Below are 12479 nucleotides of genomic sequence, written 5' to 3' on the forward strand. Positions count from 1 at the left end.
CCACTGACTCACCGGCGACCACTGACTCACCGGCGACCACTGACTCACCGGCGACCGGGGCCCCCTCAACCGGACGGCGTGGGGGGAATCCGGACGGCCCGGGTGACCTCGGCCCGGGCGGCCAGCTCAGGATCGGGCGGGTAACGCACGTCCACCAGCGTCAGGCCGTGTGCCGGCGCCACGGTGACGGCGGGGTCCCGGACACCTCGGTGCAGCACCGCCGCGGGCCATTGGGGCGGCTTGCGGCCCTCCCCGACGGCGAGCAGGGCGCCGACCAGCGCCCGGACCATGGAGTGGCAGAAGGCGTCGGCCTCGACGTCGGCCACGACGACCCCCTCAGGCCGGCGGAGCACATCGAGGCGCAGCAGCGTACGGACGGTCGTCGCGCCTTCCCGGCGCCGGCAGAACGCGGCGAAGTCATGCTCGCCGACCAGGAACAGCGCCGCCGCCGCCATCGCGGGCACGTCGAGCGGACGAGGCCAGGCCAGGGTGTCGAAGCGCCGCAGGGGTTCGGCTCCATACGGAGCGTCGGTGATCCGATAGACGTAGCGGCGGGAGAGCGCGGAGAATCTGGCGTCGAAGCCGGGCGGTGCCGGGGCGAGCCCGATGATCCGCACGGCCCGGTCCAGGACACCGTTCAGCCGCCGCGCGAGGCCGCCGAGCGGCACGTCGTCCGGGAGATCAACGTGCGCTACCTGACCGACGGCGTGGACACCCGAATCGGTCCGTCCGGCGACGGTGAGCCGTACCGCCGGCAACCGCGCCACCCGCATGAGGGCGTCCTCCACATCGCCCTGCACGGTGCGTTGGCCGGGCTGGCGGGCCCATCCCGCGAACGGCGTCCCGTCATAAGAGAGGTCCAGCCGCAGCCGAACCAGCCCGTCGGTCATCATCATCACCGGCGGGCAGCCGCCTCGCGACCCGCGGGACGACGTCCCGCGGAAACTCCCGGATCGGACATCTGCCTCTCCCCCGTGCAAGCGACGACGCGGCGGTGCGGCGGCACTAAAACGAAAGCCCGCCGCCCATGATGGGCGGCGGGCCTGCGCGGATCTACTCCAGGACGCGAGATTCGGCCAAAGATTTCGGCCTTCGGCCCGGATCTCAGTTTGCGGAGTTCTGCTCCCCGGCGCCGGAGTCGTCCCCGATGCCGGAGTCGTCCGTCTGCGCGGTCGTCGGCTTGCCGGCGGCCCCTTCGGCGGGGGTCTCCGCCGGCTCCGCGGCCTCGACTGCCACAGCAGCCGCGGTTGGCGACTCCTGGGCCAGCTCCTCCGCAGCCTCCACGGTGGCACCGGTGGGCTTGCGACGAGCCTCGAAACGGGTGCCCCGCGCCCGCTCGGCCTCACTGACGGCCTGCTGGCCGACGGTCAGCGCCTCGACCAGCTCGATCCGGGCCAGCGGGGCGTTGTCACCCTTCCGGTTGCCGATCTTGACGATCCGGGTGTAGCCACCGTTCCGGTTCGCGTAGCGCGGACCGATCTCGGTGAACAGGGTGTGCACGACCGAGTTGTCGCGTACCTGGCGCATGACACGCCGGCGGGCGTGCAGGTCCCCCCGCTTGGCGWAGGTCACCAAACGCTCGGCGTACGGACGCAGCCGCTTGGCCTTCGCCTCGGTGGTGGTGATGCCGCCGTGCTCGAACAGCGCGGTGGCGAGGTTGGCCAGCAGCAGCCGCTCATGTGCGGGGCTGCCGCCGAGCCGGGCGCCCTTGGTTGGCGTGGGCATGATGAGTGCTCCTCGTTCCTTTCACTGTCCTGCTGGTCACCGGCCTAGCCAGGCTGCCCGCCCGAAGGACGCGGCTCTCGCCACCGGAGGGTCGCCGAGGGCCCCCGCCGGAAGCGGAGGCCCTCGTGGAGATCAGTACTGCTCGGTCTCGATGAACTCCGCGCCGTCGTCGGACGGGTCGGAGAACGACGGGCTGTACGCGTCGGTGCCGTAGGTGTCCACCGCCTGGCGCGGGTCGAACCCGGGCGGGGAGTCCTTGAGCTGCAGGCCCATCGCGCCCAGCTTCGTCTTGACCTCATCGATCGACTTCTGCCCGAAGTTACGGATGTCGAGCAGGTCGGCCTCGCTACGGGAGACCAGCTCGCCGATCGTGTGGATGCCCTCGCGCTTGAGGCAGTTGTAGGAGCGGACGGTCAGGTCCATCTCCTCGATGGGCAGCGCAAGGTCGGCCGCCAGCGCCGCGTCCGCGGCGGACGGGCCGATGTCGACGCCCTCCGCCTCGGCGTTGAGCTCCTGAGCCAGCCCGAACAGGCCGACCAGGGTCTTGCCGGCGCTGGCCATCGCATCTCGCGGGGAGATCGACGGCTTGGTCTCGACGTCAACGATGAGCCGGTCGAAGTCGGTCCGCTGCTCGACGCGGGTCGCCTCGACCTTGTAGGTCACCTTCAGCACCGGCGAGTAGATCGAGTCGATCGGGATCCGCCCGATCTCCTGGCCGGCCTGCTTGTTCTGGGCCGCGCTGACATACCCGCGCCCCCGCTCGACGGTCAGCTCGATCTCAAGCTTGCCCTTGTCGTTCAGAGTGGCGAGCCGCAACTCGGGGTTGTGCACCTCGACGCCCGCCGGCGGGGCGATGTCCGCCGCCGTGACCTCGCCGGGGCCCTGCTTGCGCAGGTACATCACGGTCGGCTCGTCGTTGTCGGAGCTGACGACCAGTTCCTTGAGGTTCAGGATCAGGTCGGTCACGTCCTCCTTGACGCCGGGCACGGTGGAGAACTCGTGCAGCACGCCGTCGATGCGGATGCTGGTGACCGAGGCACCTGGGATGGAGGACAGCAGGGTCCGGCRCAACGAGTTACCGAGGGTGTAGCCGAAGCCCGGCTCCAGCGGCTCGATCACGAAGCGTGAACGGAACTCGGAGATCGGGTCTTCGATGAGGGTGGGACGCTGAGCGATCAGCATGAGAACGTCCTTCCGACCACGGCGACCGCCATATGACGCCGTGTGGTGCGGGCCCCCTGACGGGAGCCGGTGGGCGGAACATCGGTCCATTCCACCCACGGGTGGTGTCCGGGCGGAGGCCCGCCCGGACTCCAGTGTGCTCCGCCCCTGGCTGCGGGGACGACGCCGGTAGATTTTACTTGGAGTAAAGCTCGACGATCAGCTGTTCCTGCACCTGGGTATCGATCACCTGCCGCGCCGGCAGYGAGTGCACCAGGATCCGCAGCTGGCTCGGGATCACCTCCAGCCAGGCTGGAACGGCCCGACCCTGACCCGCGGTCTCCCGGGCCACGATGAACGGGGTGAGCTCCCGGGCCTTCGGCGCGATCTCGACGATGTCGTTCTCGCTGATCCGATAGCTGGGGATGTCGACCTTGCGGCCGTTCACCTGGACGTGGCCGTGCCGGACAGCCTGACGGGCGGCGTCCCGCGAGGGTGCGAAGCCACCCCGGTACACGACGTTGTCGAGCCGCGACTCAAGGATCTTCAGCAGCTCGTCACCGGTCTTGCCGGCCCGGCGATTCGCCTCGTCGTAGTAGCCCCGGAACTGCTTCTCCAGCACGCCGTAGATCCGGGCGCACTTCTGCTTCTCGCGCTTCTGCAGCAGGTACTCGGAGTCCTTGGTGCGGCCACGGCCGTGCTCGCCCGGCGGGTAGGGCCGGATCTCGATCGGGCACTTCGGGGTGTCGCACTTGCTGCCCTTGAGGAACAGCTTGGTCTTCTCGCGGCGGCAACGCTTGCAGTCCGCGCCGGTGTAACGGGCCATCTAATCCTTCTCTCTCGTTTCCTGGCGCGAACTCGAACACGACGCCACGACACCGGCCGGCGTGGAGCCCCGGCCACGGCCGCCTCGCCGCATGGTCACACCCTGCGCCGCTTGGGCGGGCGGCAACCGTTGTGCGGGGTCGGGGTGACGTCCTGGATCGCACCGACCTCGAGCCCCGCGGCCTGCAGGGAACGGATCGCGGTCTCCCGGCCGGAACCCGGGCCCTTCACGAAGACGTCGACCTTGCGCATCCCGTGCTCCTGCGCCTTGCGGGCCGCGTTCTCGGCCGCCATCTGGGCGGCGAAGGGCGTGGACTTGCGGGAGCCCTTGAAGCCGACATGACCCGCCGAAGCCCAGGAGATCACGTTCCCGGACGGGTCGGTGATGGAGACGATCGTGTTGTTGAACGTGCTCTTGATGTGAGCGTGTCCGTGGGCGACGTTCTTCTTTTCCTTGCGCCGGACCTTCTTGGCGCCGGCTGCGCGCGTCTTGGGAGGCATATTCGCGTGTGGTCTCCGTGTACGAGGTCGTCGATCAGTGGTCGGCGGCGGACCCGAACGGTCYGCCGGGGACCCTGACTACTTCTTGCCAGCCTTCTTCTTGCCGGCGATGGCGCGGCGCGGGCCCTTGCGGGTGCGCGCGTTGGTGTGCGTGCGCTGGCCGTGGACGGGCAGGTTACGCCGGTGACGGAGCCCCTGGTAGCACCCGATCTCCATCTTGCGGCGGATGTCCTGCTTGATCTCCCGGTTGAGGTCACCCTCGACCCGGTAGTTCGCGTCGATCCAGTCGCGCAGCCTGACGATCTCTTCCTCGCTCAGATCACGAACACGCGTGTCCGGGTTGACCGCGGTGGCGGCGAGGGTGTCTCGGGAGCGGCTGCGGCCGATTCCGAAGATGTAGGTCAGAGCGATCTCAACCCGCTTCTCGCGGGGAAGGTCGACGCCGGAGAGGCGTGCCATGAACGGATGTTTCCTTCCTGCGGCCGGAGGTCTCGGGCGATGCCGTCCCGGCCGGCGCCGGGCCGGGCGGGCCCCGGCCTCCGACCGGGGGTGGGTCGTCCCGAAGAGGACGCCTGGCATCGCTTGGATGCGGTGGGCCRCATCTCGGCGGGCGGCACGTGCTGTGCCACCCGCCGGGATGAGGCGCACCCGTCAGGACATCAGCCCTGACGCTGCTTGTGACGAAGGTTGTCGCAGATGACCATGACTCGCCCGTGGCGACGGATCACCTTGCACTTGTCGCAGATCTTCTTGACGCTGGGCTTGACCTTCACGGCTGTTGCGGACCTCCTGCGCAGCCGCGGGCCGCGCGTGGCGATTGAGTGGAGCTACGGGCGAGTGAGAAAAGATCGACTACTTGTAGCGGTAGACGATGCGGYCGCGGGACAGGTCGTAGGGCGAGAGCTCGACCACGACGCGGTCCTCCGGCAGGATCCGGATGTAGTGCTGGCGCATCTTCCCGCTGATGTGGGCGAGAACACGATGACCGTTCTGGAGCTCCACCCGGAACATCGCGTTCGGGAGYGGCTCCACCACACGGCCTTCGATCTCGATGGCCCCGTCCTTCTTCGGCATGTCCTCCGCTGTCCTGACGTCGACTATGGGACGGCGGCTCGGCCGCGACCGGTCGGCCCCCCGAAATGTCCGGAAAAGCCCAGGTCAGAGGCTTGAACTACCCCGAGAGGAGCCCGAACCCACCAACCACACTGCCACCGACCGCAACTGCCATGGACAGGACTGCTATCGACACGGTGGAGYACACCGGCGTGAGAAGACCGCCAGCTAAAGAGTGTACGCTGCGACCCCCGTCAAGGGTCAACACGACCCCCGTCAAGGGCCGACGCGACCGACGCGACCTCAGCCGGTTCAGCCGGTTCAGGACGGGGCGTCAGCCGGCTGCCCGCAGACGACCCCGAGCTCGGCGAGTTTCGCCGCTCCGCCGTCCGGCGCCGTTAGCACCCACGGCCCACGGGGAGTGATTGCCACCGAGTGCTCGGTGTGGGCGGCGAGGCTGCCGTCGCGGGTCACGACGGTCCAGTCGTCGGGGAGCACGGCCGTGTCCGGCGACCCCATAGTGATCATAGGCTCGATGGCCAGCGCAAGGCCCTCGATCAGCCGGATGCCACGGCCAGGCCGGCCGTGGTTGAGCACGTGGGGGGGCTGGTGCATCTCGCTGCCGATGCCGTGGCCGCCGTAGTGGTCGACGATCCCGTAGCCATGTGGACGGACATGCCGCTCGACGGCGGCGCTGATGTCGGTGAGCTTTCCGCCGAGCTGGGCTGCGGCGAGGCCCGCCCACAGCGCGCCCTCGCACGTGTCGATCATCGCGAGAACCTCCGGGGCGACCTCACCGACCGGCACGGTGATCGCGGCGTCCCCGTGCCAGCCGTCCACGATCGCCCCGCAGTCGATCGAGATGATATCGCCCTCGCGCAGCACCCGCTTGCGGGTGGGGATGGCGTGCACTACCTCGTTGTTGACCGAGCTGCAGATCGAGGCCGGATACGGCGGCTGGGCATAGCCCTTGAAGGACGGGATACCGCCGTCGTCCCGGATCGTCTTCTCGGCAAGGGCGTCCAGCTCGGCCGTGGTGACCCCGGGGACGACCGCGTCACGCAGCCGCGCCAGCGTCTTCGCGACGAGCAGGCCAGCAACCCGCATCTTGGCAATCTCTGCCGCCGTCTTGATCTGGACGTGCTCTMGTCGCGCCACGCTCGTCGCCCYGGTCCGTGTTCGTGTTGTGTCCGTTTCCGATGCTAGCCGCCGACCCCGCAGGACGTGCTCCAACGATCTTCCGCGAAAAGCACGGGAGTCACGTTCGGCCTGGTCCGCGCCCGGACCAGGCCGACGGGTTCAGTCGCCGTAGTGCCGCAGGGCGTCGAGCGCGCGGTCGGTGACGTTATCCACCGGTCCGGTGGCGTCGATACCGATCAGGATGCCCTTTTCGGCGTAGTAGGCCACCAGCGGCGCCGTCTGGTCCGCGTAGACCTCGAGCCGATGGCGGACCGTCTCCGACCGATCGTCGTCGCGCTGGAACAGCTCGCCACCACACCGGTCACAGACGCCTTCGACCGACGGCGGGTCGAAGTCGATGTRCCAGATGTGACCGCAGTTCCGACAGGTGCGCCGACCGGACAGCCGGCGCACCACCTCGTCGTCGTCGACGACGAGCTCGAGCACCACGTCCAGACGGGTCCCCATGCCATCGAGCATCTGCCCGAGCACCTCGGCCTGCGGGACGTTACGAGGAAAACCATCGAGCAGGAATCCCTTGACCGCGTCGTCCTCGGCCAAGCGGTTGCGGACCATACCGATGGTGATCTCGTCCGGTACGAGATCACCGGCATCCATGAAGGTCTTGGCCTTGACGCCCAGTTCGGTTCCCTGTCGCACGTTCGCCCGGAAGATGTCCCCGGTGGAGATCTTAGGGATCGACCGCGCCTGGGCAATGAACGCGGCCTGGGTGCCCTTTCCGGCACCGGGCGGCCCGACCAGTACGAGGCGCACTACCGGAGGAAACCTTCGTAATTGCGGAGCATGAGCTGGCTTTCGATCTGCTTCACGGTTTCCAGCCCAACCCCCACCATGATCAGGACCGACGTGCCCGCGAAGGGGAACGGCTGGTCCTTGGTCAGGTTCAACAGTGCCAACGGAAGGACCGTGATCACGCCAAGGAACAGCGATCCCGGGAGCGTGATCCGGTCGAGTACATGTTTGAGGTACTCCGCCGTCGGGTTCCCCGGCCTGATCCCGGGGATGAACCCACCATACTTCTTCATGTTGTCCGCGACCTCCGTTGGGTTGAAGGTGATCGCAACATAAAAATAGGTGAAGAAGATGATGAGTGCGAAGTATGTCACCAGATAGAGTGGATGGTCTCCCCTGGAGAGATATCTTTGCTCGAAGTCCTGGAAGCTCCGGTTGCTCCATACCTGCCCGGCGAGTTGAGGGAGCTGCAGCAGCGAGGACGCGAAGATGACGGGGATGATCCCAGCCTGGTTGACCTTGATCGGCAGGTAGGTCGACGTCCCGCCGTACATCCGCCGCCCGATCAGGCGTTTGGCGTACTGGACCGGGATGCGACGCTGAGACTGCTCGACGAACACGACGAACAYGACGATCGCGAGACCGAGCAGGAGCACCAGGCTAAACACCACACCGCCGGCGACCTGGAGGATGCGTCCGCCCTCGGAGGGAAGCCTTGCCGCGATCGAGGTGAAGATCAGCAGCGACATGCCGTTACCGACCCCCCGGGTGGTGATCAACTCACCCATCCACATGATGACCGAGGTACCCGCCGTCATCGTGATGACAATCGTCGCGATCCGGAACAGGCTCGTGTCCGGGATGATGGCGGCYGAACAGCTGGGGAACAGCCGGCCGCTGCGGGCCAGCGCCACGATGCCGGTGGCCTGCAGAAGACCGAGGGCGATCGTCAGGTACCGGGTGTACTGCGTAAGCTTCTGCTCGCCCGAGCTGCCCTCCTTCTTCAGCTGCTCCAGCCGAGGGATCACCACAACGAGCAACTGAATGATGATACTCGATGTGATGTACGGCATGATGCCAAGCGCGAAGATGGACAGCTGCAGCAGAGCCCCACCACTGAACAGGTTGATCAGCGAGTAGACGTTGCTGCTGTCGGCACTCGCCGAGTCCAGGCAGGTGTTCACTGCGGACGTCGAGACACCCGGCGACGGCATGACGCTGCCGAACCGGAACAGCATCACGATACCGACGGTGAACAGCAGCTTCTTGCGCAGGTCAGGCGTGCGGAATGCCCGCGTGAAGGCGGTGAGCACGGCTCCTCCTGCTGGGATTGYGGACCGACGGGAAGTGGACATCCTGCCCGGTGCGGATCGCCTCCCCCGGCCGGTCGCCGAGGTCGGTTAGGCGACTGTAACAGGACACCCGGCCCACTCGTCCCGACATCACCATGGGTAAGCGATGGTGGACGGCAAGAGACGGCTGACGCCGAGGCGCACGGCCGTCTGGCGAGGGGTCCGGACGGGCGGGGCCGGGGTGGGAGCGGGGTGACATGGCCCACACCCCCACCCATGCTCTCAGCTCTGTGTGACGCTCCCGCCGGCAGCGGCGATCTTCTCCTTCGCGGAGGCCGAAAACGCGTCCGCGCTCACGTGCAGCGCGACGTTGATGTCACYGTTGCCCAGCACCTTCACCGGCGACTTGYCCCGCACCGCGCCCCTGGCCGCGAGGTCGGCCTTGGTGACCTCACCACCCTGCGGGAACAGTTCCGCGAGGGTGGCGACGTTCACGACCTGGTACTCGACGCGGAACCGGTTGCGGAAGCCCTTCAGCTTGGGCAGGCGCATGTGCAGGGGCATCTGGCCACCCTCGAACCGGGCGGGCACCTGCTTGCGGGCCTTCGAGCCCTTGGTGCCCCGTCCGGCGGTCTTGCCCTTGGAACCCTCACCGCGACCGACGCGGATCTTGGACTTATGGGCGCCGGGGGCTGGCCGGAGGTGGTGCACCTTCAGACCGCGGCCACGGACGACCGGCGCCGAGCCGGCCTCGGTGCCCACGCCGGTGGCGCCGGTGTCGTCACCGGCGTCGGTCTTCGTCAGTTCGGCCATGGCTAGGAGTCCACCTCCTCGACCCGGACAAGATGGGTCACAGTTCTAATCATCCCGCGAATCTCGGGACGATCATCACGGACGGTCGTCGCGTTGATCTTCCGCAGACCAAGGGTACGCAGCGTGGCCCGCTGGTTCGAGGTACCACCGATCCCCGACCGGATCTGCGTGATGCGCAGCTTGGCCATCAGACGCTGGCTCCCGCCGCACGGGCGCGCAGCATGGCCGGCGGAGCGACATCCTCCAGCGGCAGGCCGCGACGGGCGGCAATCTCCTCGGGACGCATCAGGCCACGCAGAGCGGCGACCGTCGCGTGCACGATGTTGATCGGATTCGATGAGCCGAGCGACTTCGAGAGCACGTCGTRCACACCGGCGCACTCCAGCACGGCACGGACCGGACCACCGGCGATGACCCCGGTACCGGGCGAGGCGGGCTTGAGCAGCACGACGCCGGCCGCCTCCTCGCCCTGCACCGGGTGCGGAATCGTCGAACCGATCCGGGGCACCTTGAAGAAGTGCTTCTTGGCTTMTTCGACGCCCTTGGCGATGGCGGCCGGAACCTCCTTGGCCTTGCCATAGCCGACGCCCACGGTCCCGTCCGCGTCACCGACCACAACGAGCGCCGTGAAGCTGAACCGGCGTCCGCCCTTGACAACCTTCGCCACGCGGTTGATCGCGACAACCCGCTCGACGTAGGCGTTCTTCTCCTGCGCCGGGCCGCTGCCCGACCGGTCCCGGCGTTCCCGACGGTCCGAGCCGCCGGAGCCGCCGCCGCGGCGCTGCTGGCCTGGCATCTACAACATCTCCCTGTTCTGGCTGTACTGGCGGTAAAGGCTGGACTGACTGTAAAGGCTGGGGGCAGTCATCAGAAGTCCAGCCCGTTCCCCCGCGCCGCGTCCGCGAGCGCGGCGATGCGGCCGGAGTAGGTCCGCCCGCCGCGGTCAAACACGACCGCGGCGATCCCGGCCGCCTTCGCGCGCTCGGCGACCAGGGCGCCGACCTTGCGGGCCTRCTCGGTCTTGTCCCCCTCGCCGCCGCGCAGCGACACGTCCAGGGTGGACGCCGACGCCAGCGTGTGGCCGGCGACGTCGTCGATGACCTGGGCGTAGATGTGCCGCGAGGACCGGGTGACGACGAGCCGTGGGCGAGACGGGGTGCCCGCCACCTTCTTGCGCACCCGGACGTGCCGACGGAGCTTCGCGGTCCGTCGACGCGAGCTGGCGCCGAGGCTCACTGCCATGATCTATCTCCTACTTCCCGGTCTTCCCGACCTTGCGGCGGACGACCTCGCCCTGGTAGCGCACGCCCTTGCCCTTGTACGGGTCAGGCTTGCGCAGCCCGCGGATCTTCGCGGAGACCTCACCGACCAGCTGCTTGTCGATCCCGTGGACCACGAAGCGGGTCGGGGTCTGCACCTCGAAGCGGATGCCCTCCGGGGCCTTGACCGGCACCGGGTGGCTGTACCCGAGGGCGAACTCCAGGTCGGAGCCCTTGGCCTGGACACGGTAACCGACGCCGACGATCTCCAGGGTCTTCGAGTATCCGGCGGTGACGCCGGTGACCATGTTGGAGACCAGGGTGCGAGTCAGGCCGTGCAGCGACCGGGAGCGACGCTCATCGTCGGGCCGGGTCACGAGGAGCCGACCGTCCTCCGTGTTCACCACGATCGGCTCGGCCACGACGTGGCTCAGGGTCCCTTTGGGCCCCTTGACGGTGATGGTGGCTCCCTCGACGGTGATATCGACACCGCTGGGGACGGGAATGGGCAGGCGCCCGATCCGTGACATCGCTCGCCCTCCTTACCAGATGTAGGCGAGGACTTCCCCGCCCACGCCCCGCTTGCCCGCCTGCTTGTCGGTCAGCAAACCCGACGAGGTGGAGATGATGGCGACGCCCAGGCCCCCGAGGACCTTCGGGAGGTTCGTCGCCTTGGCATAGACCCGCAGACCCGGCTTGCTGATGCGCTTGATCCCGGCGATCGAGCGTTCCCGGTTGGGGCCGTACTTCAGATCGATGACCAGGGTGTGGCCGACGCCGCCAGCCGAGGTCGCGTCCTCGACGTGCCAGCCGGAGATGTATCCCTCCTGCTGGAGGATCTCGGCGATGTGCGTCTTGATCTTGCTGTGGGGCATCACCACGCGGTCGTGGTACGCCCGGCTGGCGTTACGGACACGCGTGAGCATGTCCGCAATCGGATCGGTCATCGTCATGGCTTGACGCCTTTCTCACGGCGGTTCCCGCCAGTGCCGAGGTCGTCCTCGGYCGCCGGGCCTACCGCGATCGGGTGGAGGTGCGGTGGTGGTGCGGTGGAACCGTGCTGCCGGTGCCGCCGTTCCGGCCCCGGTCCGGGGCGCGGTACCGGCCTACCAGGAGCTCTTGGTGACGCCGGGCAGCTCGCCGCGGTGCGCCATCTGCCGCAGGCATACCCGGCAGAGCCCGAAGCCCCGGTACACCGAGCGGGAGCGGCCGCAGCGCTGGCATCGGGTGTAACCCCGGACCGCGTACTTCGGCTTACGGTTCGACTTCTCGATCAGTGCTTTCTTGGCCATCTCTCTAGTTCTCCCGGAAGGGGAAGCCCAGCGCCCGCAGGAGCGCCCGGCCCTCGTCGTCGGTGGTCGCGGTGGTGACGACCGTGATGTCCATGCCCCGAACCCGATCGATCCGGTCGATGTCGATCTCGTGGAAGATCGACTGCTCGGTCACCCCGAAGGTGTAGTTGCCGGCACCGTCGAACTGCTTCGGCGACAGCCCGCGGAAGTCACGGATACGCGGCAGCGCGATGGTGACGAGGCGGTCGAGGAACTCCCACATCCGGTCACCACGCAACGTCACCTTGGCGCCGATCGGCATCCCTTCGCGCAGCTTGAACTGGGCGATGGACTTCTTCGCGCGCCGGACCGCGGGCTTCTGGCCGGTGATGGCCGCAAGATCCCGCACAGCGCCATCGATCAGCTTCGCGTCCCGGGCGGCGTCTCCGACCCCCATGTTGACGACGACCTTGACGACGCCGGGGATCTGCATGACGTTGCGGTAGGAGAACTGCTCCCGCAGCGCCGGGGCGATCTCGTCGCGGTACCGCTGCTTGAGCCGTGGGACCGGGCGAGCGCCAATAGGCCGGCCTTCGATGGTCCGGCCCTCGGTGGTCACAGTCATGGTCTAATCTCGTTTCCCAACT

19 protein-coding genes are annotated in these 12479 nt (G+C 68.0%); all 19 read right to left on the reverse strand.

All coding sequences use genetic code 11. From position 1 onward, the window contains the following. Positions 1-65: 65 nt before the first annotated feature. The 19 genes from truA to rplE all read right to left on the reverse strand — a co-directional run bounded on the left by truA (position 66) and on the right by rplE (position 12457). Positions 66-896 (reverse strand): tRNA pseudouridine(38-40) synthase TruA, encoded by an 831-nt coding sequence (gene truA, locus KBI5_RS03370; protein ID WP_035940875.1) that lies wholly within the window; start codon positions 894-896, stop codon positions 66-68. Between the two features lie 208 nt (positions 897-1104). Beyond that, complete coding sequence (gene rplQ, locus KBI5_RS03375) at positions 1105-1725, reverse strand: 50S ribosomal protein L17 (protein ID WP_085014284.1); 621 nt, start codon at positions 1723-1725, stop codon at positions 1105-1107. A 132-nt stretch (positions 1726-1857) separates the two neighbouring features. After that, the gene (locus KBI5_RS03380; RefSeq protein WP_085014285.1) at positions 1858-2907 is read right to left on the reverse strand and encodes a DNA-directed RNA polymerase subunit alpha; all 1050 of its coding nucleotides are present in this window, start codon (positions 2905-2907) and stop codon (positions 1858-1860) included. Between the two features lie 175 nt (positions 2908-3082). Continuing rightward, the gene (gene rpsD / locus KBI5_RS03385) at positions 3083-3712 is read right to left on the reverse strand and encodes a 30S ribosomal protein S4 (protein ID WP_011435062.1); all 630 of its coding nucleotides are present in this window, start codon (positions 3710-3712) and stop codon (positions 3083-3085) included. A gap of 95 nt (positions 3713-3807) precedes the next feature. Beyond that, positions 3808-4212 carry a 30S ribosomal protein S11 gene (rpsK, locus tag KBI5_RS03390; protein ID WP_011435061.1) on the reverse strand — a complete coding sequence of 135 codons (405 nt, stop codon included), beginning with the start codon at positions 4210-4212 and terminating at the stop codon, positions 3808-3810. Between the two features lie 78 nt (positions 4213-4290). Continuing rightward, entirely contained in the window at positions 4291-4671 is a 381-nt protein-coding gene (gene rpsM / locus KBI5_RS03395; RefSeq protein ID WP_011435060.1) for a 30S ribosomal protein S13, read from the reverse strand. A gap of 200 nt (positions 4672-4871) precedes the next feature. After that, the gene (gene rpmJ / locus KBI5_RS03400) at positions 4872-4985 is read right to left on the reverse strand and encodes a 50S ribosomal protein L36 (protein WP_003956441.1); all 114 of its coding nucleotides are present in this window, start codon (positions 4983-4985) and stop codon (positions 4872-4874) included. A 79-nt stretch (positions 4986-5064) separates the two neighbouring features. Beyond that, on the reverse strand, positions 5065-5286 hold the full coding sequence (gene infA, locus KBI5_RS03405) for a translation initiation factor IF-1 (RefSeq protein WP_085014286.1): 222 nt from the start codon (positions 5284-5286) through the stop codon (positions 5065-5067). Positions 5287-5586: 300 nt separating this feature from the next. Then, complete coding sequence (gene map / locus KBI5_RS03410; RefSeq protein ID WP_085014287.1) at positions 5587-6423, reverse strand: type I methionyl aminopeptidase; 837 nt, start codon at positions 6421-6423, stop codon at positions 5587-5589. A 141-nt stretch (positions 6424-6564) separates the two neighbouring features. Continuing rightward, complete coding sequence (locus tag KBI5_RS03415; protein ID WP_085014288.1) at positions 6565-7218, reverse strand: adenylate kinase; 654 nt, start codon at positions 7216-7218, stop codon at positions 6565-6567. Further along, a complete protein-coding gene (gene secY, locus KBI5_RS03420; protein WP_085014289.1) occupies positions 7218-8510 on the reverse strand; it encodes a preprotein translocase subunit SecY in 1293 nt (430 codons plus the stop codon). The genes KBI5_RS03415 and secY overlap by 1 nt, the downstream gene beginning before the upstream one ends. Before the next feature lie 261 nt (positions 8511-8771). Further along, positions 8772-9302 (reverse strand): 50S ribosomal protein L15, encoded by a 531-nt coding sequence (gene rplO / locus KBI5_RS03425; RefSeq protein WP_241882641.1) that lies wholly within the window; start codon positions 9300-9302, stop codon positions 8772-8774. A 2-nt stretch (positions 9303-9304) separates the two neighbouring features. After that, on the reverse strand, positions 9305-9490 hold the full coding sequence (gene rpmD, locus KBI5_RS03430) for a 50S ribosomal protein L30 (RefSeq protein ID WP_011435055.1): 186 nt from the start codon (positions 9488-9490) through the stop codon (positions 9305-9307). Further along, complete coding sequence (gene rpsE / locus KBI5_RS03435; RefSeq protein ID WP_085014290.1) at positions 9490-10098, reverse strand: 30S ribosomal protein S5; 609 nt, start codon at positions 10096-10098, stop codon at positions 9490-9492. Before rpsE ends, rpmD begins: the two co-directional genes overlap by 1 nt. Before the next feature lie 71 nt (positions 10099-10169). Beyond that, on the reverse strand, positions 10170-10544 hold the full coding sequence (gene rplR, locus KBI5_RS03440; protein WP_085014291.1) for a 50S ribosomal protein L18: 375 nt from the start codon (positions 10542-10544) through the stop codon (positions 10170-10172). 10 nt (positions 10545-10554) lie between these two features. Next, positions 10555-11091 (reverse strand): 50S ribosomal protein L6, encoded by a 537-nt coding sequence (gene rplF / locus KBI5_RS03445; RefSeq protein ID WP_011435052.1) that lies wholly within the window; start codon positions 11089-11091, stop codon positions 10555-10557. Positions 11092-11103: 12 nt separating this feature from the next. Beyond that, positions 11104-11514, reverse strand: coding sequence for a 30S ribosomal protein S8 (rpsH, locus tag KBI5_RS03450; protein WP_011435051.1), 411 nt, complete (start codon positions 11512-11514; stop codon positions 11104-11106). Positions 11515-11667: 153 nt separating this feature from the next. Beyond that, positions 11668-11853, reverse strand: coding sequence for a type Z 30S ribosomal protein S14 (locus KBI5_RS03455; protein WP_011435050.1), 186 nt, complete (start codon positions 11851-11853; stop codon positions 11668-11670). Between the two features lie 4 nt (positions 11854-11857). Then, positions 11858-12457 carry a 50S ribosomal protein L5 gene (gene rplE, locus KBI5_RS03460; protein WP_011435049.1) on the reverse strand — a complete coding sequence of 200 codons (600 nt, stop codon included), beginning with the start codon at positions 12455-12457 and terminating at the stop codon, positions 11858-11860. Positions 12458-12479 lie beyond the last annotated feature (22 nt).

Origin of the sequence: Frankia sp. KB5, from assembly GCF_002099325.1 — a bacterium.
Classification (GTDB): Bacteria; Actinomycetota; Actinomycetes; order Frankiales; family Frankiaceae; genus Frankia; species Frankia casuarinae.

Coding starts and splice junctions, on each gene's coding strand:
- truA (WP_035940875.1), bottom strand. CDS start 896: ATGATGATGACCGACGGGCTGGTTCGGCTGCGGCTGGACCTCTCTTAT.
- rpsK (WP_011435061.1), bottom strand. CDS start 4,212: ATGCCTCCCAAGACGCGCGCAGCCGGCGCCAAGAAGGTCCGGCGCAAG.
- rpsM (WP_011435060.1), bottom strand. CDS start 4,671: ATGGCACGCCTCTCCGGCGTCGACCTTCCCCGCGAGAAGCGGGTTGAG.
- rpmD (WP_011435055.1), bottom strand. CDS start 9,490: ATGGCCAAGCTGCGCATCACGCAGATCCGGTCGGGGATCGGTGGTACC.
- rplF (WP_011435052.1), bottom strand. CDS start 11,091: ATGTCACGGATCGGGCGCCTGCCCATTCCCGTCCCCAGCGGTGTCGAT.
- rpsH (WP_011435051.1), bottom strand. CDS start 11,514: ATGACGATGACCGATCCGATTGCGGACATGCTCACGCGTGTCCGTAAC.
- KBI5_RS03455 (WP_011435050.1), bottom strand. CDS start 11,853: ATGGCCAAGAAAGCACTGATCGAGAAGTCGAACCGTAAGCCGAAGTAC.
- rplE (WP_011435049.1), bottom strand. CDS start 12,457: ATGACTGTGACCACCGAGGGCCGGACCATCGAAGGCCGGCCTATTGGC.